22 protein-coding genes are annotated in these 23390 nt (G+C 35.2%); 16 read left to right on the forward strand and 6 right to left on the reverse strand.

Annotated features, from left to right (window positions below):
- Window positions 1–103 precede the first annotated feature (103 nt).
- Window positions 104–1423 (forward strand): trigger factor, encoded by a 1320-nt coding sequence (gene tig, locus THYS13_RS13570; protein WP_042835056.1) that lies wholly within the window; start codon window positions 104–106, stop codon window positions 1421–1423.
- A 124-nt stretch (window positions 1424–1547) separates the two neighbouring features.
- On the opposite strand, the gene THYS13_RS13575 is transcribed toward tig, so the two are convergent.
- Complete coding sequence (locus tag THYS13_RS13575) at window positions 1548–2789, reverse strand: IS110 family transposase (protein ID WP_042833067.1); 1242 nt, start codon at window positions 2787–2789, stop codon at window positions 1548–1550.
- A gap of 449 nt (window positions 2790–3238) precedes the next feature.
- Here THYS13_RS13575 and clpP point away from each other — a divergent pair, with 449 nt between their 5' ends.
- The 13 genes from clpP (at window position 3239) to THYS13_RS13640 (ending at window position 14978) form a co-directional block, all read left to right on the forward strand.
- Window positions 3239–3826 (forward strand): ATP-dependent Clp endopeptidase proteolytic subunit ClpP, encoded by a 588-nt coding sequence (gene clpP / locus THYS13_RS13580; RefSeq protein ID WP_003868372.1) that lies wholly within the window; start codon window positions 3239–3241, stop codon window positions 3824–3826.
- A gap of 21 nt (window positions 3827–3847) precedes the next feature.
- Window positions 3848–5122, forward strand: a complete 1275-nt coding sequence (gene clpX, locus THYS13_RS13585; RefSeq protein ID WP_042835057.1) for an ATP-dependent Clp protease ATP-binding subunit ClpX — start codon at window positions 3848–3850, stop codon at window positions 5120–5122.
- A gap of 98 nt (window positions 5123–5220) precedes the next feature.
- Window positions 5221–7557: an endopeptidase La gene (lon, locus tag THYS13_RS13590; RefSeq protein WP_042835058.1), complete on the forward strand. Its 2337-nt coding sequence runs from the start codon at window positions 5221–5223 to the stop codon at window positions 7555–7557.
- The gene (gene yihA, locus THYS13_RS13595) at window positions 7547–8125 is read left to right on the forward strand and encodes a ribosome biogenesis GTP-binding protein YihA/YsxC (protein ID WP_042835059.1); all 579 of its coding nucleotides are present in this window, start codon (window positions 7547–7549) and stop codon (window positions 8123–8125) included. Before lon ends, yihA begins: the two co-directional genes overlap by 11 nt.
- Window positions 8126–8199: 74 nt before the next feature.
- Window positions 8200–8562 carry a DUF2294 domain-containing protein gene (locus THYS13_RS13600; RefSeq protein WP_042835060.1) on the forward strand — a complete coding sequence of 121 codons (363 nt, stop codon included), beginning with the start codon at window positions 8200–8202 and terminating at the stop codon, window positions 8560–8562.
- Window positions 8563–8736: 174 nt separating this feature from the next.
- Window positions 8737–9390 carry a F0F1 ATP synthase subunit A gene (locus THYS13_RS13605; RefSeq protein ID WP_042835061.1) on the forward strand — a complete coding sequence of 218 codons (654 nt, stop codon included), beginning with the start codon at window positions 8737–8739 and terminating at the stop codon, window positions 9388–9390.
- A gap of 68 nt (window positions 9391–9458) precedes the next feature.
- A complete protein-coding gene (atpE, locus tag THYS13_RS13610; protein ID WP_042835062.1) occupies window positions 9459–9680 on the forward strand; it encodes an ATP synthase F0 subunit C in 222 nt (73 codons plus the stop codon).
- Between the two features lie 38 nt (window positions 9681–9718).
- Window positions 9719–10210, forward strand: coding sequence for a F0F1 ATP synthase subunit B (atpF, locus tag THYS13_RS13615; protein ID WP_042835063.1), 492 nt, complete (start codon window positions 9719–9721; stop codon window positions 10208–10210).
- Window positions 10198–10731 (forward strand): ATP synthase F1 subunit delta, encoded by a 534-nt coding sequence (gene atpH, locus THYS13_RS13620; RefSeq protein WP_042835064.1) that lies wholly within the window; start codon window positions 10198–10200, stop codon window positions 10729–10731. Before atpF ends, atpH begins: the two co-directional genes overlap by 13 nt.
- 24 nt (window positions 10732–10755) lie before the next feature.
- Window positions 10756–12276: a F0F1 ATP synthase subunit alpha gene (gene atpA / locus THYS13_RS13625; protein ID WP_042835065.1), complete on the forward strand. Its 1521-nt coding sequence runs from the start codon at window positions 10756–10758 to the stop codon at window positions 12274–12276.
- A complete protein-coding gene (atpG, locus tag THYS13_RS13630) occupies window positions 12276–13154 on the forward strand; it encodes an ATP synthase F1 subunit gamma (protein ID WP_042835066.1) in 879 nt (292 codons plus the stop codon). Before atpA ends, atpG begins: the two co-directional genes overlap by 1 nt.
- A 14-nt stretch (window positions 13155–13168) precedes the next feature.
- On the forward strand, window positions 13169–14554 hold the full coding sequence (atpD, locus tag THYS13_RS13635; RefSeq protein ID WP_042835067.1) for a F0F1 ATP synthase subunit beta: 1386 nt from the start codon (window positions 13169–13171) through the stop codon (window positions 14552–14554).
- 10 nt (window positions 14555–14564) lie between these two features.
- Window positions 14565–14978 carry a F0F1 ATP synthase subunit epsilon gene (locus THYS13_RS13640; protein WP_042835068.1) on the forward strand — a complete coding sequence of 138 codons (414 nt, stop codon included), beginning with the start codon at window positions 14565–14567 and terminating at the stop codon, window positions 14976–14978.
- 49 nt (window positions 14979–15027) lie between these two features.
- Here the strand turns inward: THYS13_RS13640 and THYS13_RS13645 are convergent, their stop codons facing one another.
- From THYS13_RS13645 to THYS13_RS13665, 5 genes are all read right to left on the reverse strand, one after another.
- Window positions 15028–15891, reverse strand: coding sequence for a DMT family transporter (locus THYS13_RS13645; RefSeq protein ID WP_042835069.1), 864 nt, complete (start codon window positions 15889–15891; stop codon window positions 15028–15030).
- Window positions 15892–15921: 30 nt separating this feature from the next.
- Window positions 15922–17553 carry an NAD+ synthase gene (locus tag THYS13_RS13650; protein ID WP_042835070.1) on the reverse strand — a complete coding sequence of 544 codons (1632 nt, stop codon included), beginning with the start codon at window positions 17551–17553 and terminating at the stop codon, window positions 15922–15924.
- A gap of 71 nt (window positions 17554–17624) precedes the next feature.
- Window positions 17625–18437, reverse strand: a complete 813-nt coding sequence (locus THYS13_RS13655; protein WP_042835071.1) for an ABC transporter permease — start codon at window positions 18435–18437, stop codon at window positions 17625–17627.
- A complete protein-coding gene (locus THYS13_RS13660) occupies window positions 18430–19164 on the reverse strand; it encodes an ABC transporter ATP-binding protein (RefSeq protein WP_042835072.1) in 735 nt (244 codons plus the stop codon). The genes THYS13_RS13655 and THYS13_RS13660 overlap by 8 nt, the downstream gene beginning before the upstream one ends.
- A gap of 96 nt (window positions 19165–19260) precedes the next feature.
- Window positions 19261–20271, reverse strand: a complete 1011-nt coding sequence (locus THYS13_RS13665) for an ABC transporter substrate-binding protein (protein ID WP_042835073.1) — start codon at window positions 20269–20271, stop codon at window positions 19261–19263.
- A 197-nt stretch (window positions 20272–20468) separates the two neighbouring features.
- Between THYS13_RS13665 and THYS13_RS13670 the strand changes: the two genes are divergently transcribed.
- Together THYS13_RS13670 and THYS13_RS13675 are read left to right on the forward strand one after the other, a co-directional pair.
- On the forward strand, window positions 20469–22955 hold the full coding sequence (locus THYS13_RS13670) for an O-antigen ligase family protein (RefSeq protein ID WP_042835074.1): 2487 nt from the start codon (window positions 20469–20471) through the stop codon (window positions 22953–22955).
- A gap of 87 nt (window positions 22956–23042) precedes the next feature.
- The gene (locus THYS13_RS13675; RefSeq protein ID WP_042835075.1) at window positions 23043–23288 is read left to right on the forward strand and encodes a hypothetical protein; all 246 of its coding nucleotides are present in this window, start codon (window positions 23043–23045) and stop codon (window positions 23286–23288) included.
- The last annotated feature ends 102 nt before the right edge of the window (window positions 23289–23390 follow it).

The raw sequence follows: 23390 nt of genomic DNA on the forward strand, positions 1-23390 counted from the left end.
ATAAAATTATGACAGCTTAAGTTTGATTCACCGTTTTTTTATGTTATAATATTATAAGTTTAGAAGAGTTATACGAAAGAAAGAGAATAGGAGGATATACTTAATGGGTGCGAGTCTTAAAAAATTAGAGAAAAGTGTTGCGACGATTGAACTTACAATACCAAGTGAAAAGTTTGAAGAGGGTTTAAATTTTGCTTTTAAAAAGAATGCATCTAAATTTAATGTGCCCGGCTTTAGAAGAGGAAAGGCTCCGAGAGTAATTGTAGAAAGATATTATGGTGAAGGTGTCCTTTACGAAGATGCTGTAGAGTATGTTTTTGACGAAGCGTACAAGGAAGCTCTTAAAACGTTTGGTTTAGAGCCAGTAGATTATCCGGATATTAACATTTTACAAATCGGCAAAGGAAAAGACTTGATTTTAGAAGCAACTGTACCTGTCATGTCTGGGGTAGAGTTAGGTGAATATAAAGGCATAGAAATTGAAAAAATAGAGTATGATGTGTACGATGGGGATGTAGACTACGAATTAGAAAAATTAAGGCAGCAAAATGCGAGAATTATACCTATTGAAGGAAGAGCAGCAGAAAGTGGAGATATTGCTGTAATAGACTTTGAAGGATTTATTGACGGTGAGCCTTTTGAAGGCGGTAAATCTGAAAATTACGAATTAGAATTAGGTAGCAATACTTTTATTCCCGGGTTTGAGGACCAAATAATAGGCCACAATGTAAATGAGACTTTTGATGTAAATGTTACTTTCCCTGAAGATTATAGAGTGGAAGAATTAAGAGGCAAATCAGCTGTTTTTAAAGTCACTCTTAAGGCTTTAAATAAAAAAGAGCTACCAGAGTTAGACGATGAATTTGCAAAAGATGTAAGTGAATTTGAGACATTAGAAGAGTTAAAAGCCGACATAAGAAAGAAATTAGAAGAAAAAAATAGGTTAGAAGCAGAAAATGAGATGAAAGAAAAAGCAGTAATGAAAGTTGTGGAAAACGCAAAAGTTGATATACCAGATGTTATGGTGGAAAGGCAAATAGATATTTCTTTGAGGGATTTAGATTATAATTTGAGATATCAAGGTTTAGATTTAAATAGCTATTTATCAATTACAGGGAAGAGCTTAGAAGATTTAAGAAAAGAGATGTGGGATGGAGCTTTAAACAGAGTAAAAACTCAACTTGTCATAGACAAAATTGCCAAAGTGGAAAATATTGAAGTTACAGAGGAAGAATTAGAAAGTAAATTAAAAGAGATGGCAGCGAATTACAGAATAAATTTGGAAGAATTCAAGAAAAGTCTTACTGAAAGCCAGATAAACAGCATAAAAGAGGATATAGCTTATTATAAGACGATTGACTTTATTTTCAGTGAGTGTAAAATAATAAGTAAAGAGACAAACGGTAAAATGTCAAGGGGGTAATTAAAAATTTTTTGAGACATTTAAAGGGCAAAAAGACAAAAAGATACCCTTCTTCCAATATACCAATAAATGGTATTGGAAGTTCCAGAACTAAATTCCTTATTAATTTTTAACAAAAAAGTATTTAAATACTAGCAACACCTCTTTCTTGATATATTTGACCTTTGCTGAGCATTGCAAAGATCAGAGGGATTAATCTTCTAGCAGTTAAGACGAGGGCACGTTTATGTTGGTGTTTAGGTACCTCGCGATACTTCTTGTTGTAGTAGTCTTTAAACCTCACTGTGTGCACCCTAACACAGTTAGCGGCTTCAACAAGATAGTATCGCAGGTACTGATCACCACACTTAACCAAAGAAGTATCCTGGGCATTGAAATTACCTGATTGGTATTTATTCCAGATGAGGCCAGCATATTTGGCAACAGCAGCCTCGTTATTAAACCTTTTAATATCACCAATTTCGGCGATGATACCAGCAGCAAGGACGTCTCCAATACCGGGGATAGTAGTTAGAGTTTGAGAAAAAGCTTTAAGCTGTCTTGATATCTCGCCGTCGAGCTTTTTAAGTTGAGATTCGAGGAAGCGAATATTTTCGAGTGTCATAGAAAGAGCTAAGTCGTTTGCTTCAGCAAGATCAGGGTGAAGCCTGTAAGCTCTGTTAGCAGCAGCTTTTAAAGTTTTGGCGATTTGAGTAGGGTCTGAGAGTCTGTTATTGCCGTTTTTCACAATAAAGTCGATCAGGTCATCAAGAGGCATGGAAGCAATATCATCAGGAGTAAAATTTTCAATGATAGCTAAGGAAGCCTTACCAAATATGTTGCTAAAAGGGCACTCTGAAGGATAGGTTGAGAACTTGAAAGAAATAAGGCTTAGGGCTCGATTTTTTTCACGGACCAAGCTGCGGACGATATGATAACGCATGCGAGTAAGTCTTTGCAGTGCAGCGTATCTCAAGTCTGGGAGAGGAGTTGGTTTGACCTGTCCAAATCTTACACATTCAGCAATAACAGCTGCATCAATGGAGTCTGTTTTAGGAAGATGTATATAAGCGCCTTTAAAAGATTTAATGATAGAAGGATTGATGACGTAAAATAGAGGATTAAAGGGAGCAAGTTCAGGAGAAGAAGCTAGGAAAGTATGCAAATGCCAGGCATAGTGTGAAGTAGCTTCCATGCCAAATTTAATGGATGAAATATTGTATTGTTGAGCAAGAGAGATAGTAAAGTTTAGAAGCTGCTGAGCGCCATCCAAATTATTAGGGAAGAAGAAAGTTTTTTTCACTAAGCGGTTGCCGGTCTCATCAATAAAAGAAGCAGCATTTAATTCACTTGAAATATCAATGCCAACGATAAGTGTAGAGCTCATGGTAGATTCACGCTCCTTTTTGTAAAAAGTTTTTTGAAGGTCCTTTGTCTCTGAGAGTTATTTGTAATACACCCTCGCCGTGATTAGTGCTCAGATTTAGCTTATAGGGTGCCTGACCATCGATGCTCAAGCGATGGACAGATAAGCTAAAGAGGCACAACAAACGAGTATGTATTACTCAAATAACTCCAGAGGTTCAGTCTTATTCGAGTGGTGATGCTGATTTACCAGCATGCCACAGGAGTGAGCCAAAAATACCTCAGTAAACATAAAAGGGACCTTCTACTTTTAAGTTTATCAGAGACAAAGGACCATTTAAATAAAAAATGAGAGATTTAATTATGAGATTGTTTTACCAGGGTAAAAATGGTTTTTAAGGATTTAATTTATGTGTTTATTATTAAATTTTTGATGTGAATTACAATCATATTATACGAGGAGTGATTATTATGAGTCTTGTACCTATTGTTGTAGAGCAGACAAATAGAGGCGAACGTTCTTACGATATATTTTCTCGCCTTTTGAAAGACAGAATTGTATTTTTAGGAGAAGAAATAAATGATACTACAGCAAGTTTAGTTATTGCACAGCTTTTGTTCTTGGAAGCTGAAGACCCTGATAAAGACATCTGGCTTTATATAAATAGTCCAGGAGGCTCGATAACAGCAGGTTTTGCCATTTATGACACAATGCAGTATATAAAACCGGATGTAGTGACTCTATGTGTTGGAATGGCGGCATCGATGGCTGCATTTTTACTGGCAGCAGGTGCGAAAGGGAAAAGATTTGCACTTCCTAATAGCGAAATAATGATACATCAGCCTTTAGGAGGCATGCAGGGGCAAGCTACTGACATTAAAATTCATGCTGAAAGGATATTAAAATTAAGAGATAAGTTGGATAAAATACTTGCAGAAAATACGGGGCAGCCTATTGAAAAGATAAAGGCAGATACTGAGAGGGACTTTTTCATGGACGCGGAGGATGCGAAAGCGTATGGCATTATAGACGAGGTTCTCATCAGGAATAAAAGATGATGCCCCAAAAGAGGTGAAATTATGGCCAAATATGATAATCAAAAACAACTAAAGTGTTCTTTTTGCGGAAAGACACAGGACCAGGTAAAGAGGCTAGTTGCAGGGCCTGGTGTGTATATTTGTGATGAATGCATTGAACTTTGTCAAGAAATTATAAATGAAGAATTTGAAGAAGACATTGATATGGGAATTGGAGAACTTCCTAAGCCAAAGGAAATAAAAGAATTTCTTGACCAATATGTAATTGGGCAGGAAAAAGCTAAAAAAGCTTTAGCTGTTGCTGTTTACAATCATTACAAGAGAATTAACAGCAGGATAAAGCCAGACGATGTAGAACTTCAAAAGAGCAATATTTTACTTTTAGGTCCCACAGGTTCTGGGAAAACCTTATTGGCTCAGACACTGGCAAAACTTCTAAATGTTCCTTTTGCAATAGCTGATGCTACTTCTCTAACTGAGGCTGGGTATGTAGGTGAAGATGTAGAGAATATACTTTTAAAGCTTATACAAGCAGCAGATTATGATATAGAAAAAGCTGAAAAAGGTATAATTTACATTGACGAAATAGATAAAATAGCGCGAAAGTCAGAAAACCCTTCTATTACTCGTGATGTCTCAGGAGAAGGCGTACAACAGGCTTTGTTAAAAATTTTAGAAGGGACCATTGCAAATGTGCCGCCACAAGGTGGAAGAAAACATCCTCATCAGGAGTTTATACAAATTGACACAACTAATATATTGTTTATATGTGGTGGCGCTTTTGAAGGCATAGAAAAAATAATAGAATCCCGAATAGGGAAAAAGAGCTTAGGATTTGGAGCAGAAGTACAGAGCAGAAAAGAAAAAGACTTAAGCGAAATTTTAAGTCATATAATGCCACAGGACCTTCTTAAATTCGGTATGATACCAGAGTTTATAGGAAGGGTGCCAATAGTAGTTACATTAGACCCATTGAGTAAGAATGACTTAGTAAGAATTTTGACAGAGCCCAAAAATGCGCTGACAAAACAATACGAAAAATTGTTTGAATTAGATGGTGTAAAGCTTGAATTTGATAAGAAAGCTTTAGGGCTCATTGCAGATATGGCTTTAGAGAGAAAGACCGGCGCAAGAGGGCTGAGGGCAATCTTAGAGGAAATTATGTTGGATGTGATGTACGAAATACCATCCAGTGACAACATAGAAAAGTGTATAATTACAGAGGAGACGGTACTAAAGAAAGCTCCGCCAACATTGGTTTACTCAGATGCTCAAAAAGCCAAAAAGAAAATAAAAAAGACGGAGTCTGTTTCGTAAAAATAGAGAATTTTTACATCAATCCCCCTTCTCCTTCACATACTAAAATAGTGAATGGGAAGGGGGGTTGGTTATATTGCATAAAAGAGGGTGAAGATATGACAGAAAAAAAGTATATATTGCCAATGATTCCTTTAAGAGGATTAACTATTTTTCCATATATGGTGCTTCATTTTGATATAGGAAGAGAAAAGTCAATTAGGGCTTTGGAAGAAGCTTTTATGAAAAATCAGTTAATATTTGTTACAACGCAAAAAGAAGCTGAGATAGAAGACCCTTCTATTGACGACGTCTACAAAGTTGGCACTATTACAAAAGTCAAACAAATGTTAAAACTGCCAGGAGAACTTATAAGAGTTTTGGTAGAAGGGATAAGCCGTGCTGAAATTCAGCAAGTGACCAGAGATGATGAATTTTTTGAAGTAGAAGTTATAGAAAAAGAAGAGCAAAAAGAAATTGAAAAGACATCAGAGCTTGAAGCTTTAATGAGAAGTGTTATTTCTGCTTTTGAAGAATATGTAAATATGACTTCGAGACTGCCTATAGATAGCTTATACAGTGTAATAAGCATAGAAGAGCCTGGAAGGCTTGCAGACATGATTGCGGTTCATATATCTTTAAATACGAGTCAAAGTCAACAGCTTTTGGAGTGTTTTGATGTAAATAAAAGGTTAGAAACTCTTTTAGGGTTTTTAATGAAAGAATTAGAAATACTAAACATTGAAAAAGAAATAAATGCAAAGGTGAGAAGCCAAATTGACAAATTGCAGAAGGAATATTATTTAAGAGAACAGTTAAAAGCTATAAAAGCTGAATTAGGAGAGACAGATGAGGTTGACCAAGAGATTGAGGAGTATGAAAAGAAATTAAATGAAAAAGATTTACCCGAGGAGGTTAGAAAGAAGGCGAAAGAGGAATTAAAACGCCTTTCTAAAATGGCGCCTGGTTCTGCAGAAGCTTCTGTAGTGAGGACATATTTGGATTGGATTTTGGATTTACCTTGGAATTACGAAACAGAAGATATTTTAGATTTAAAAAGAGCACAAAAAATATTGGATGAGGACCATTACGGCTTAAAGAAAGTGAAAGAAAGGATAATAGAGTTTTTAGCAGTTAGAAGCTTTTACAACAAAATTAAAAGTCCTATTTTATGTCTTGTAGGTCCTCCAGGTGTTGGTAAGACTTCATTGGGCAGGTCTATAGCGCGGGCTATGAACAGAAAATTTGTCAGATTATCTCTTGGTGGAGTGAGAGATGAAGCAGAAATAAGGGGACATAGGCGTACCTACGTCGGAGCTATACCAGGAGGTATTATAAATTCCATAAAAATAGCTGGTTCAAAAAATCCTGTGTTTTTACTAGATGAAATAGACAAAATGAGCTCAGACTTTAGAGGAGACCCTGCTTCTGCAATGCTTGAAGTTCTTGACCCAGAACAAAACTCCACTTTTAGAGACCATTACCTTGATTTGCCTTTTGACCTTTCAAAGGTATTGTTTATAACAACGGCTAATACGGTAGATACTATACCGGCACCTCTTTTAGATAGAATGGAAGTTATATATGTTTCTGGATATACTGAAGAAGAAAAACTTCACATTGCAAAAGATTATTTAATACCTAAGATTTTAAAAGAACATGGGGTGCCAGATAACAAGATAATAATCCAAGAATCTGCCATTTACGGAATAATTTCAGAATATACTCGTGAAGCAGGAGTAAGAGGCTTAGAAAAGAATTTATCGCAAATTATAAGGAAAGCTATAAAGAAGATAGTTGAAGAAAATGCACAAGTAATAAAAGTTGGAAAGAGAAATTTACAGTCTTACCTGGGCAAACCTATTTACCGTCCTGACAAAGCAAATCAAAAAGACGAAATAGGGATAGTTTTTGGACTTGCATGGACAAGGGTAGGAGGAGAAATTTTAACTGTAGAAGCCTCTATAATGCCAGGAAATGGAAAACTCAATCTTACAGGACAATTAGGTGACGTAATGAAAGAATCTGCCCAAGCTGGGTTTAGCTATATAAGGGCAAATGCCGAGAAACTGAATATAGATAAAGATTTTTACAAAAATGTCGATATACATATACACGTGCCTGAAGGTGCAATTCCAAAAGATGGCCCTTCAGCGGGAATAACTATGGTTACTGCTATGGTGTCTGCTCTCAAAAAAGTTCCTGTAAAAAAAGATGTAGCTATGACAGGAGAAATAACTTTAACGGGAAAAGTTCTTCCCATTGGAGGAGTAAAGGAAAAAGTTTTAGCAGCCCATAGAGCAGGAATAGCAAAAGTAATACTTCCTCAAGAAAATAAAAGGGATTTAGATGAAATCCCTCAAAGTGTAAAGCGAAAATTAGAATTCAAGTTTGTGGAAAAGATTGATGAGGTCCTTGACCTTGCCTTGGTTAAGGAGGGCTTTTATGAAAATTAAAAATGTGGAATTTGTCCGTTCTGCTTTTAATGAGGAACAGTATCCTAAAGATAATCTTCCTCAAATAGTGATTGTCGGGAGGTCAAACGTAGGGAAGTCTACATTGATAAATACTGTATTAAATAGAAAAAACCTTGCAAAGACAAGTTCTAGGCCAGGGAAAACTCGAGGTATAAACTTTTATTTAATAAATAACAAATTTTATTTAGTAGATTTGCCTGGATATGGTTATGCAAAAGTCTCAAAAGAGATGAAAAAACAATGGGCACATAATATAGAAATTTTCCTCAATACCTCAAAAAATTTACGTCATGGATTGTTTTTAATAGACATACGAAGAAATCCAACTGAAGACGACTTTTTAATGATAAATTGGTTTAAGCATAAAAATTTACCTTTTACTGTAGTGCTGACTAAAGCGGATAAAGTAAATAAATCAGAAGCCCAAAAAGCAGTGGAAGATATTCGTAAAATTTTTAACATTAAACAAGAAGAGGTTATAACATTTTCTGCGTTAGAAAAAATAGGAGTATCACAAGTCTTATCAATTTTTGAGATGTATGCTTGAAAAATGAGCTTTTGTGTGAAATTTACTAATGATAAAAATTTCGCTTTTGTTTTTTTATTGGAGGGATAGTATTAATGAAGGGTGTATTGGAGAGCAAGATTAATGAAGAAATGATAAAACTTACAAAAGAGGCAATTGGAAGAGGGGCAGAGGCTGCAAAAACTCGCATCTGTGATGATATGATTATTGTTAGGCTTAGTAAATCTTTGACTCATGAGGAAATGCAAATTATTTCGACAGAAGAAGGCAAAAAACTTGTGAAGCAGTTAAGAGAATTGCTAGATGAGATATTAAAGCCTAAATTTCAAGAGATGATACTAAGACTTACAGGTTGCAATGTCATAAGTATTTATAAGGATGTTAATCCACAAAAAGGAGAATATGTATATATGTTTATACTGGATAAAAACTTAGAAGATGAACTAAGAGGTAGATAAAGGAAACATATATAAGAAGTAAATTAGAGTATAAAATTATCGTAAGATTCATTAATTAACGGGTCAATATTTCGATGTACAAATATTTTGTATCAAAAGTTTTTGAGTTGAAAATTTTACATTAAAGGTTTATAATTATACGTGTTGAGGGTATGTAAAAGGGAGGTGGATTGAGTGGAAATAGAACCTTCGGTAGTGTTTACAATACCTTTATTTGGCGGCATACCCATTACCATGACAGTCGTAGTTGAGTGGATTATAATGGCTGTATTGATTGTTGCTGCTGTAGTAGTTACAAAAGGATGGAAGCTGGTTCCTGAGGGTACACAAAATGTTGTAGAGCTTATGGTGGAGGGATTTAATAAATTTGTGGAAGGTGCTTTAGGAGAGCATTGGAGAGACTACACTCCTTATTTAGGAACTGTAGCAGCTTTTTTGATTTTAGCCAACACTATAAGCATTTTTGGCTTAACACCTCCTACTAAGGATATCAGTACAACTTCAGCTCTTGCAATTATGTCGATTACTATTGTTATTATAGCTTCCATAAGGGCAAGAGGGTTTAAAGGGTACGTAAAATACTTTTTTAAGTCTCCTATAAACCTTTTTGTGAATGTTTTGGATTTATTTACAAGGCCTTTGTCGCTGGCAGCCCGACTTTTTGGCAACATATTTGCAGCAGTTACAATAATGGAACTTATTGAAAGGGCTGTGCCAATAGTAATTCCTGCAGTATTTAGTTTGTATTTTGACCTTTTTGACGGTCTTTTACAAATGTTGGTATTTGTGTTTTTGACGATGCTATATATTGAAGAAGCTATAGAATAATGTATAATAAAAGTAATGAAACGATTAAAAAATTTTAATAAAATACAAACGAAAAGGAGAGGATTTAAATGGATTTATTAGCTATAGGAGCAGGTATTGCTGCATTAACAGGTATAGGAGCAGGTATTGGTATAGGTATTGCAACGGGAAAGGCAGTAGAAGCCGTATCTAGACAGCCTGAAGCAAGAGGAAATATTATGCAGCTTCTTTTATTAGGAGGTGCTCTTGCAGAGGCAACAGCCATTTACGGCTTGTTGGTAGCGTTCCTTATAATAATATTAAAGCCGTAAGTGTAAGGCAAATTTCCTAATGAAAGAAGGGAAAAAAGTTGGGCCTATTTAACATGTGGACTTTTATTTTTACTATAATCAACTTGTTGGTTCTTTATTATATATTAAAAAAACTTTTGTTTAAACCTGTGACACAATTTCTTGAAAATAGAGAAAATAAGATCAAATCTTCTTTAGAAGAAGCAGAAAAAGAGAGGCAGGAGGCTTACAACTTAAAAGCAAAGTATGAAGAAATATTGCAAAATGCTGACAATGAAAGGAAAGCTATAATTGAGAGGGCACAGAAGTTTGCGGAAGATAAAGCAAACAAGATTATTGATGATGCTAATAAAGAAGCCAAAGCTATATTAGATAGAGCTAAAGAAGAAGCAACTTTGGAAAAGATTAAGGCAATGCACGATTTAAGAGTAGAATTATCTCAATTAGTCATTGATGCCGCTTCTCGTGTTTTAGAGAAAAAACTTCCAATTGATGATGAAGACATCATCAATGAAGTCATTGAGGAGGCAGGGGCATCATGGCGCAAGTAGTTGCGAAACGGTATGCTTATGCCCTCTTTGATGTAGCAAAGCAGAGAGATAAAGTGAAAGAATATTATGATGGATTAGAAAAAGTAATTGAAATTCTTCAAATTGGCAAAGTAAAACAAATTTTTAACAATAAAAGTATTAATAAAACCCAAAAAATAGAGTTTATAGAGCAAATTTTGAAAGATGTTGATAAAGAGATAGTAAATTTTATAAAAGTGATAATATCAAAGCACAGAGAAGACATGATTGAAGAAATTGGTGAGCAATTTAGAAATTTATATAAAGAGTATTTTAATATTGTAAATGTAAAAGTCGTTTCTGCATATCCCCTAAAAGAAGACGTATTGCAAAAACTTCAAGAAAAACTAGAGAAAAAGTTAGAAAAACACATAAATATCGAGCCAATAGTTGATAAAAGCATATTAGGTGGTTTAAAACTTATTATTGGAAATACCGTAATTGATGGTTCAATAAAAGCAAGGTTTACTGCACTTCTAAAAAATATGCAACAAGCTGTGTAAAATGAGTTAAGAAGGTGAAAAAGTATGGGCATAAGACCTGAAGAAATAAGTTCAGTAATAGAAGAAAAAATAAAAAATTTTGATTTTAGCCTTGAAACACAAGAAATTGGCCATGTTATCCAGTCAGGCGATGGAATAGCTAAAATTTATGGCCTTGACAATGCTATGTACGGAGAAATGGTGGAGTTTGAAAGCGGAGTCGTTGGCATGGTCTTAAATCTTGAAGAAGATACAGTTGGTGTTGTTGCCCTTGGAGACCCTGAAAAAGTTAAAGAAGGGGATATAGTAAAAAGAACAGGAAAAATCATGGAAGTGCCTGTAGGAAAAGAAATGTTAGGAAGAGTAGTAAATCCTTTAGGAGAGCCCATTGATGGTAAAGGACCAATAAACTATGAAGCCAAACGCCCCATTGAATATCCTGCTCCACCAATAGTCAGAAGGAAATCTGTTGATACGCCTTTACAGACAGGTATTTTAGCTATAGATTCTATGATTCCAATAGGAAGAGGGCAGAGAGAATTAATAATAGGAGATAGGCAGACAGGTAAAACTGCTATTGCTATAGATACTATAATAAATCAAAAGGACAAAGGTGTATATTGTATATACGTGGCCATAGGACAAAAAGCTTCCACTGTTGCAGGAATTGTTAATATGCTTGAAAAACATGGAGCTATGGAATATACAACAGTTGTTGCATCAACTGCCAGTGATTCAGCAGCTCTTCAATATATTGCACCTTATGCAGGATGTGCGATGGGAGAGCATTTTATGTACCAGGGTAAAGACGTACTGGTAGTTTATGATGACCTTTCAAAGCATGCTATTGCTTATAGAACTATATCCTTGCTTTTGAGAAGGCCACCGGGAAGAGAAGCATACCCTGGCGATGTATTTTACCTTCATTCAAGACTTCTTGAACGTTCTGCAAGACTTGCAGATGAATACGGGGGAGGTTCTTTGACGGCTCTTCCTATTGTGGAAACATTGGCAGGGGATATATCTGCATATATTCCAACAAACGTAATTTCTATTACAGATGGACAGATATATCTTGAGTCAGAGCTTTTCTATTCAGGAATAAGACCTGCTATAAATGTAGGACTGTCTGTATCCCGTGTCGGTGGGGCTGCACAAATAAAGGCGATGAAAAAAGTAGCTGGTCGATTAAGGTTGGAACTTTCTCAATATAGAGAATTGCAAGTTTTTGCGCGATTTGGGTCTGACTTAGACAAAGCAACCCTTGAAGTTTTAAGACAAGGGGAAAGAATTGTTGAAATCACAAAGCAACCTCAATATCAGCCAATGCCAGTAGAAGATCAAGTAATAGCTATATATACTGTAATGAATAGATATGTTGCTGATATCGAGGTGGAACAAGTTAGGCCTTTTGTAAAAGGACTTTTAGAATTTTTAGATATAAATTATCCCGAAATAAAGCAGTCAATAAGGGACACAAAAGATTTAACTTCCGAGACAGAGGAAAAATTAAAAGCTGCAATTTTGGAGTACAAAGAAAACTACGCCGCAAAGGGTGATAGTTAATGGGAAAAAGAGATATAGCCTTGCGCATTAAAAGTGTCAAAGAAACACGAAAAATTACGAGAGCTATGTATTTAATTTCAGCGTCAAAGTTTCAAAAGGCAAAAGTTATGTTGGACAATGTAAGGCCATATTACCATAAGGTTCAGCTTACAATGAAAGATATATTGCTTCATACAGGGGAAGTTACCTCTCATTATCTTGAAAGAAAAGAAGATGATAAAGAAAATAAGAAAAAATCTGTAATAGTTGTAACAGGAGACAAAGGCCTTTGCGGTGCTTACAATCACAATATCATAAAAACAACTCAAGAACTAATTGGAAAAGAAGAAGTAAACTTGATGGTAATAGGAGAAGTTGGAAGACGTTACTTCATCAAAAAAGGATATAACGTAGATATAGAATTTCTTTATACCGCTCAAAATCCTACAACAGCTTCAGCAGGAGAAATAACAGATATTATACTAAATGCTTACAATAAAGGGCTTACAGATGAAATATCTATTGTTTATACTGAAATGCAAGGACTTGTACAAAAGGTAAGGGTTCTAAGACTTTTACCTTTAGATATTGACAACTTTATGGCGTTAGCTAATGAAGAAGAGACTGAAGGAGAAGTAGTAATTGACAGTGACATGATATACGAGCCTTCTGCTACAGAGGTTTTTAATGTACTTGTTCCTGAGTATCTCAAAGGTCTTATATACAGTATACTCGTTCAAGCATTTGCTTCAGAGCATTTTGCAAGGATGATAGCAATGGATGGTGCAACGTCAAATGCTGATAAAATGATAAACAGGCTTACTTTAGAGTATAATAAACTGAGGCAAGCTTCTATTACTCAGGAAATTTCAGAAATAATCGCGGGGGCATCTGTATAAAAGGAGATGATAAATTGAAGAAGGGGTATATTATACAGGTTATTGGTCCTGTTGTTGATATAAAATTTGAAGGAGAACTTCCTCCTATAAATAATGCCATCAAAATTCCTATGGAAGGCAGAGAGTTAGTTGTAGAAGTATCTCAGCACATAGGGGACAATATAGTAAGGTGTGTTGCAATGGCCTCAACTGATGGCTTAAAAAGAGGTATGGAATGTATAGATACAGGTGGGCCTATAATGGTTCCTGTGGGAAAAGGGACTTTAGGCAGAATGTTTAACGTATTAGGCCAGCCAATTGACGAGTTAGGAGAAGTCAAAGATGTGAAATACATGTCAATTCACAGAAAGGCGCCTCCTTTTGAAGAACAAAGCCCTGCTACTGAAATTTTGGAGACAGGTATTAAAGTAATAGACTTACTTACTCCTTATCCAAAGGGTGGCAAAATAGGGCTTTTTGGTGGGGCTGGCGTTGGCAAAACTGTCTTAATAATGGAGCTAATACGCAACGTTGCTATAGAACATGGAGGTTACTCAATTTTCACCGGTGTTGGTGAAAGGTCCCGTGAAGGAAATGAATTGTGGCATGAAATGCATGAATCAGGAGTTATAGACAAAACCGCTTTTGTATTTGGACAGATGAATGAACCGCCAGGAGCTAGAATGAGAGTAGGTCTTGCAGGGCTTACAATGGCAGAGTATTTTAGAGATGAAGAACACCAAGATGTGCTTTTATTTATAGATAACATCTTCAGATTTGTTCAGGCAGGTTCAGAAGTTTCGGCACTTTTAGGAAGAATGCCTTCTGCTGTTGGTTATCAACCTACTTTGGCAACAGACTTGGGACTTTTGCAAGAGAGAATTACTTCTACAAAGAAAGGGTCTATTACATCAGTTCAGGCTGTTTATGTACCTGCAGATGACCTTACTGACCCTGCTCCGGCTACCACCTTTACTCACCTGGATGCGACAACTGTTTTGTCAAGAAGCATTGCTGAAATGGGAATATATCCTGCCGTGGACCCGCTGGATTCTACTTCTCGTATATTAGAGCCTCATATAGTAGGAGAGGAACATTACTCTGTAGCAAGGAAAGTTCAGGAAATTTTACAGAGATATAAGGAACTTCAGGATATAATTGCTATATTGGGCATGGAAGAACTAACAGAGGAAGATAAACTCATAGTTTACAGAGCAAGAAAGATACAGAGGTTTTTATCACAGCCTTTCTTTGTAGCAGAAACTTTTACTGGAACACCGGGCAAATATGTACCGCTGAAAGAGACGATAAGAGGATTTAAGAAAATTGTAGAGGGAGAAATGGATGATATCCCAGAGGCTGCTTTCTATATGGTAGGAAACATAGATGAAGTTTACGAGAAAGCTGAAAAGATGAAATGAGGTGAAAAGAATGGATAAAAATTTTCACCTCGAGGTTTTAACTCCTCATAGAAAGTTTTACGAAGGGGATGTGGAAGAAATAATAGTGACTATAACCACAGGTCAAATAGGTATTTTAAAAGGCCATATCCCCATGACAGCAGCCATAGGTACAGGTACTTTACAGATCAAAAAAGACGGCCAATGGCGAGAAGCCTTTATCTCTGGCGGCTTTATGGAAGTCAAAAGAGACAGTGTGACAATCTTGTCCAGTGCAGTAGAATGGCCCGAAGAAATTGATATAGCTCGTGCTCAAGCGGCTAAAGAAAGAGCAGAAGAAAAACTTAGACAAAAAAGAAGCAAACAGGAACATCTTTTGGCGGAAGCCGCTTTAAAAAGAGCATTAATGAGACTCAATATTGCAAGTAAATATCAAAATATGTAAAAATAAAACTTCCTACTGGGGATTTTTTAAAAGCAGTAGGAAGTTTTTGTTATTTACTAACTTCTGTTTCAGGTAGTTCGGAAAGCACTATGCCTGCAAACATAAAAATTCCGCCTAGTATTGCTCTAAAGGACATCACTTCACCTGCAATTAGAAAAGCAGCTATTGCAGCGAAAACTGGTTCTAATGCAAATATCAAAGCTGTATGAGTAGCAGTAGTGTACGCTTGCATTGTATTTTGGGCAACAATAGCAAAAGCCGTAGCAAAAACGCCGGTTATTATAATGGCTGGCCATACAGCGACAGATGTAGGTATAAAAGGCTTTTCAAATAGCAAAGTCACAATGCCGCTTAAAAGCGCAACCATTCCTATTTGAATAGTAGCGAGTAAATATGTATCTAAGGTGGAGGCGTATTTTGCTATTAAAACAATTTGCATTCCAAAAGCAAAGGCACACAAAAGTGTCAAAAAATCACCTATGTTAATAGATAAGTCAATATTTGTAGTGAGCAGTATAAGTCCTATAAAAGCGAGTACAATTCCTAAAATTGCAGGTTTTGAAGGCTTTCTCTTAAGAAACACTGCTTCTAAAATTGGCACTAACACTACGCTAAACCCTGTTATAAACCCTGATTTAGATGCTGTAGTGTATTTAAGTCCCATAGTCTGAAAGGCATAACCTAAAAAAAGCATTGTGCCAATTATTGAAGCAGCAGCCAATGTTTTATTGTCAATGTTTTTTAACTTTTTATGGAATATTATTGCCAGAAGCAAAAAAGCCAATAAAAAGCGTATAAAAAGAAAATTGTACACAGGAAGTGTCTGTATAGCGTTTTTGACTATTATAAATGTAGACCCCCACACCATAGTTACTAAGATAAGCACAATGTCGCTTTTTAATTGTTTTGACAAAATATCTCCTCCTCACAAGTTATTTAAAAATCACAGTTTAAAGTTGTGAACAATTGGCATACGCCTTCCTGTTCCAAAGGCTTTGGTGGTGACTTTGAGCCCGGGTGCTGCTTGTTTTCTTTTGTACTCTACGCTGTTGACTTTATTTATAATATCTTTTACTAATTTTTCATCATATCCCTTTTCTACTATTTCCTCTGTTGACTTGTTTTCCTCTATATACATTTTTAATATTTCATCCAAAATCTTGTAAGGAGGCAATGAGTCTTCATCTTTTTGATTGGGTCTTAATTCTGCAGAGGGAACTTTTTCAATTATAGAAGCTGGAATTATTTCTTTTTCTCTGTTTATATATCTTGCTAGTTCATATACCATTGTCTTAGGTACATCTGCTATCACAGCAAGGCTTCCGCTCATATCTCCGTAAAGAGTGCAATATCCCATTGCTAATTCTGATTTGTTTCCGGTAGTTAAAACAATGTGCCCTTCTCTATTTGATATAAACATTAAATAATTACCTCTTATTCTTGCTTGTATGTTTTCTTCTGCCAGGTCACCTATAACGTTGTTATCCCCATTAAAAACGGATAAATAACTTTTGAACACAGGCTCTATTGGGATTACTCTAAATTCAATTTCCAGATTATCAGCCAGTATTCTTGCATCGCTTTTACTTCCTTCAGAGGAATATCTTGAAGGCATTGAAACCGCAAGAACATTTTCTTTTCCTAAAGCTTCCACTGCTATAGCACAAACCACTGCAGAATCTATTCCGCCGCTTAAGCCTACTACTGCTTTTTTAAAACCTGATTTTTTGCAATAATCTCTTACACCAAGGACAAGAGCGTTGTATAACCAAGATATATCCTCTTTTATTTCGGGCAGTTTCCTAAGATTTTTCAGTTCATCAATATCGAAAACTTTAATATCTTCTTCAAAAGCTTTAAGTTGTACTACTCTTTTGCCTTCTTCATTTACTACAAAGCTAGCACCGTCAAATATCAATTCATCATTTGCACCAACTTGATTTACATAAACAAAAGGTATTGCGTACTTTTTTATCTTTTTCTCTATCATTTCTACTCTCATATTTTGTTTACCCAAGTAATAAGGAGATGCCGAAATATTTATAAAAATATCAGGTTTGAGCTTAAATTGTTCCTCTAAAACATCAACAGAGTAATCTACACTTGGCTCAAAAACATAATCTTTCCATATGTCTTCACATATATTAACCCCCAATTTTATACCTTTAAAGGAAGCTATCTTTCTTAATTGTGCTGGTTTGAAATACCTCTTTTCATCAAATACGTCATAGTTTGGAAGTAAAGTCTTGTCAAAAACCTCAACTATTTTACCGTCATAAATAAAAAAAGCAGAATTATAAAGATTGCCTTCTGTATCTCGCCTTACAGTACCCAGTATTACTCCAATTTGATAAGAAGAAGGTAAGACTATTTCATTTATATATTTTTCATTGGCTTCTAAAAAATCTTGCATAAACAAAAAATCTTTAGGAGGATAACCTACGGTAACTAATTCAGAGAATACTACGAGGTCAGCCTTTTGATATTTTGCTCTATTTATAAACTCTACTATCTTTTTGAAGTTTCCTTTTATATCTCCCACAATTGGATTTATTTGAGCCAATGCGATTTTCATTAGTTTTCACCCCGCATTTATAATACTACAATACATATTTTAGCACATAAAAAAACAAAAAACACTGTTTTCTATCTCCACCTTATCAGCTTTTTTTCAAGATACACTATAAAAATGTACATCAAGGCAGAAAGTATTGAAAGTATCAAAACACTGGTCATTACTAAATCCAGCTTAAAAATTTGACCACCGTAGACAATCAAATATCCCAAACCTGCTTTAGAAACTAAGAATTCTCCTGTAATTACTCCTACCCACGAAAGGCCGATGTTTATTTTTATGGCGGAAATAATCGTTGGGACACTGGCGGGGAGAATACATTTTGTAAGTATTTGCATTTTTGTGGCACCAAAGGTCTTCAAAAGTTTTATTTTTTCTTCGTCAACTTCTTTAAAACCCGTTTGTAAGCTGATTATAGTTACTATCAATGAAATAGCAAGAGCCATTGTAATTATTGGAGCTTCTCCATTTCCCATCCAAACTATAAATATAGGACCTAATGCAATTTTAGGGAGACTATTAAGTACTACTAAATAAGGTTCTGATACTTTTGACAAAAAGTCTGACCACCACAGAAGTATAGCGATTATCATGCCAATTATTGTGCCAAGAGTAAAACCTATTATAGTTTCACTCAAAGTAACCCATATGTGCATAAAAAGAGAACCATTCTGACTTAAGGTTATTATAGTTTTTAACATTCTTGAAGGCTGGCTGACCAAAAAAGGGTCTACAATTTTGTACCTTGCGACAATTTCCCATGTAGCGAAAAAAAGGATTAATAATGCAAATTGAGTGACTCGTATCAATACATTTTTTCTCTTTACTTTTTTTAAAAATTCCCTGTGCTCTTTTGAAATATAGGGGGTTGCTGCTTCATACATGGACATCCAACTCCTTCCAAATTGAATTAAAATATTCTCTAAACTCAGGAGCTTTTCTGCAGCCTATGGGAGTTCGATCTTCACAAGTTAGGACAATGTCATAAATTTTTTTTACATGGGCAGGTCTATTTGATAGAACTATAATTCTATCACACATAGAAATTGCCTCTGAGATATCGTGAGTTACTATGACCGCAGTTTTTTGCTCATATTTAAGAATTTTATATACTTCATCGGATATAGCAAGTCTTGTTTGGTAGTCTAAAGCAGAAAAAGCTTCATCTAATAAAAGTATGTCTGGTTTTAAAGCTAATGTCCTTATGAGAGCGGCTCTTTGTCGCATCCCACCTGACAATTGATTAGGATAATGTTTTTTAAACTCGCCGAGGCCGTATTTTACAAGCAAACCTTCTACGTATTTTTTAGACTCTTCTGTTAGACTTTTTTGTATTTCAAGTCCAAGTAATACATTTTGCCATATATTTCGCCATTCAAAAAGGTGGTCTTTTTGAAGCATATAGCCTATTTTTCCATTTACCTCTACACTTCCATAAGAAGGCTTTAAAAGACCGGAAATAATCGAAAGAAGAGTAGATTTGCCACATCCAGAAGGGCCTATAATCCCTACAAATTCTCCTTCGTACACATCAAAAGAAATATTTTTTAAAGCTTCAGTTTCACCCTCTAAGGTGTGATAATTAAAGGATACATCTTTGAGGCTGACCATTATTTTATTCGTAAAAGACACTCCCTTCTATGTGAAGTTAATAAAAGGGGAGTTGTGCTCAATATAGGAGGGACATATTGAGCACAATTTAAAACCCTACTTTTTGATCATTTTTTCAGCTTTTTCAGCGAAAGTGTTGTTGATTAGAAGATGTGAGTCCACTTTTTCTTTTATTACACCTGCATCTAAAAGTATATTTTGCAGAAAATCAAAGTCTTCAACTTTCATTTTTAGAGTAGTGCCCCAGGTGTTTTGATTTTTGTATCTTTCAATAGCTGTCGCCATAAGGTCTATATCAGCATCTGGGAAGAAAGGCTTAATTGCTTCTGCTACTTCTTTAGAAGAGTGCGAGTCTACCCAAAGCATTCCTCTATATACTGCATTTGCAAAATGCTGTATTATATCGGGATGTTTTTCAATATAGCTTTTTCTTGCATTAAAAGTGGTATAAGGAACTTCATGACTGGAAGCGCCAACTGATGCTACAATGTATCCACCTTTTTGTTTTTCAACTAGAGAAGCTGTAGGTTCAAATAACGCCACGTAATCTGCATCGGAAGACATAAAAGCTCCCGCAGCTGCTGTAAATTGAAGATTGGTGATAAGAGTTAAATCTGTCTTCGGGTTTACGCCGTGCTCTTTTAAAATGTATTCCAGTGTCATTTGAGGCATCCCACCAGGTCTTCCACCTATTACCTTTTTACCTCTTAAATTTTCCCATTTAAAGTCCGGTTCAGGCTTTTTCCCCAAAAGGAAAGACCCATCTTTTCTTGTGAGTTGCCCAAAATTTACAAGATAATCATCTCTTCCTTCTTTAAGTACGTATACAGTAGTTTCAGGCCCTTGAAGTCCTATGTCTGCTGTGCCAGATAAAACAGCCGTTGCAGCTTTATCTGACCCTTGAGCAGTTGTAATTACAAGCTCCAGCCCCTGTTCTTTAAAAAAGCCTTGGCTTACAGCTACGTAATAGGGAGCGTAAAAAATAGAATGGACTGTTTCTACAAAATTAATTTTTGTAAGTTTTTGACTTTTAGTTGTACACCCTGTAAATAAAGAAACTGTAAGGGCTAATACTAACAGGAATACAATTAAGTACTTAAGCCTCATATCCATCCTCCTTTTTCTATTTTCACTTTATTATATTCTTTCAATTAAAATGTGTGATTGAGGCAAATTGTGCCTTTTTGGGATTTTAAATTTGTAATTGATAGTTTGATAAAAAGAAGGAAAAGTGAATTTTTTGTCGAATATGTATATACTGTGGTCTTAATGGATTAAAATGCTACAAGAAGAGGGGATTGAAAATGGCGCAAAAAGTGGCTGCAAAAAAAGGTAAGACAATAAAAAAACAAACGGAAAAAAACTACAGAAGTTTTGCAAGCTTAGACACAATATTTTATATATTACTTGTAATTCTCGTATTTTATCCACCTTTTTTTAGAGGCATGTATTTCGAAAAAGAAATGTTTCCCACAATTGCATTGACTTCTGCGGTATTTATTATATGGGCTATTTTTAAAATTGTGCAAAAAGAACCCATAATAAGTACTACCTTAGACTATGCTGCTTTATCCCTTGTAGGGGCGTATATAATCTCTAGTTTTTTTGCTGTAAATATAAGGGCGAGCATAGGGGAAGTTTTGAGATATTTTGATTATTTGTTTATATATTTCATAGTTAGTAGGACCGTAAAAGATAACAAAAAAATTTTTATACTATTAAATGCGTTAGTTTTAAGCTCTTTTGTAGTAGCGGTTGTGGGGCTGGGATCTTCAGTTAATCTCATCCATTACAACGGTTCATGGGTAGGAGGCAGGATAAACTCTACTTTTCAGTACCCCAATACAACAGCTTCATTTTTGATGGCTTTTTTCCTTGTCAATTTAGCTTTAATTTCTTACACTGACAATAAATATTTAAAGGCAATATACGGCATGACCGCTTATACACAGTTTTACGCTTATGTATTTACCTTGTCTCGCGGTGCATGGCTTATGCTTCCTTTTCTTGGCATTATTCTTATGCTTTTGATGCCAAGGGGCAAAAGGATAGAACCTTTTACGTATTTTGTGGGGGTTGTAATTGCTTCAGCACTGCCTATAGTAAAATTTAATTCGGCAGTTGCCAGCGGGGCAGCTCTCAATTTAATCAAATGGTATTTGATTGGAGTTTTTGCTTCACTAATTGTTACATACGCAATAAGCTTTATTGTGAGTGTTGTAAATAAAATAAATGTGAAAGTTGGAATAGCTATTGCTGCTGTAATTGGAATCTTTGTGTTGGTAGCAGGATACATAGTTTTTACAACTCAAGTTCCATTGACTTTAAAACATGATGTAGAAGAGTCTGACAGCATAAAAAGCGTAACGAGATTTGTGAGTGCAGAACCTGACAGAGTTTATGTGTTAAAATACGATGTTGTAGCCAAAAATCCCTCAAAAAAGGATTGGGCTTACGGCATAATAATAAACAGCAGAAATGAAAATGACCAATCCACTAAAATTACAGAATTTTACGACAAAGACAATTTCATTGGCGAAAAAACAATAGAATTTTCTACTTTAAAAGACACAAAAAGGCTTGCCATAACATTTGTAAATAATTTTCAAAACACGTCAGTTACTTTTACAAAGGCGCAAATATATCCTAAAAATGCTCCTTATGAAGCACAAAACATAATGTTAAAATACAAGTACTTGCCAGAGGATATTGCATCACGTGTCCAAGATATAAGCCTGTCAACCCAAAGTAGCTCACAGAGAATGCAGTTTTACAAAGATGGATTAAAAATTTTTAAAGATTATCCTATATTGGGAGCAGGTGGTGGTGCATGGGCATCACTATATTTCAAATACCAATCTTACCTGTATTGGACTACGCAGACTCATAACTATTTCATGCAGGTACTTTTAGATACAGGTATCATTGGAGCTATTGCTATAATATTTTTGTTGGTATCCCTTTTTAGAAGCATGCATAGAGTGTATAAAGGGTACATGGAAGACAAAGACAGAACTTTAATTGCCGCAATTATAACATCAATAATAAGCCTTTATGCTCATGCTGCAATGGATTTTGACCTGTCGCTTTCTGCAGTCTCTATTGCACTTTGGGCATTAATTGGTGTAATAAATTCTCTGGACATACTAAAAGTTAAAGTAAAAAACAAAAAAATTTACTTAAACTATTTAGCAATAGCTGTAGCCCTTGTTGTAATGTTTATGTCTACCTCTATGTCAGTAGCGTTAAGTTATGCCGTAAAAGGGGATAACTTTTTGAGACAACAAAATCTTATTTTGGCGGAACAAAATTATGAAAAAGCAGTATCCTATGACCCATGGAACGCAAAATACAGAATGACATACGGGCAAATTCTCACCGCCCTTGGTGACCAGTTAAAGGATGCTGTAAGGCTTCAAAAAGCGATGTTTGAGGAAGAAAAAGCCGTGCAATTAGAGCCTTTTAATTCTCAACTTAATGCCCAACTGGGAGCTTTCTATCTTGCTCATGGACAAATTGACCTTGGCCTTAAATATGTATTAAAAGCAGTGGAAGTACAACCATTGAGGCCAGAAAATTACCAGCAATTAGCTGATGCTTATAACAAAGTTGGTATGTATTATTTAAACAATGGAGATAAAGAAAAGGCAAAAGAATTTTTGCAAAAAGCGGTAGATGTACAAAAAATGTTTGACAAAGCAAATTCCAAATCATTAGAGCCAAAGCCTATGACTGAAATGACCAAACAGATAATAGAAGAATCCCAAAAGACGCTTCAAGAGATACATTAAAAGTGTATCTCTCTTTTTTATCTTGATTTACCATAAAAGGAATGGTATGATGAAGCTAGTAAATGGTTTTTATATGGGGGCCATGAAATGACAAATGAAGAATTTATGAATTTTATTGTTGACAAATTTAATAGTTTTGAAAAAAGGTTTGACAACTTTGAAAAAAGATTGGATGGACTTGAAGAAAGATTTGATGAAGCTATTACAGAAATAAAAATGAAGTTAGAGAAAACACAAGATAAGCGTGATAAAAAGATTACCGAATTAAACCAAAAATCACAGGAAGTAAAGCTGGATAGACAGATTTTAAAGAGAGCAGTAGTAAATTTGTAGACATCGAGATACACTATAAAGTGTGTCTTTTTTTGTAAAGTGTAGCAGTAAAATCCTGAGCCGAAGTGAAACAAAGCCTTAAGCTGAAGAATCTTTGTCTTC

It is taken from the genome of Thermoanaerobacter sp. YS13, assembly GCF_000806225.2.
Classification (GTDB): domain Bacteria; phylum Bacillota; class Thermoanaerobacteria; order Thermoanaerobacterales; family Thermoanaerobacteraceae; genus Thermoanaerobacter; species Thermoanaerobacter uzonensis.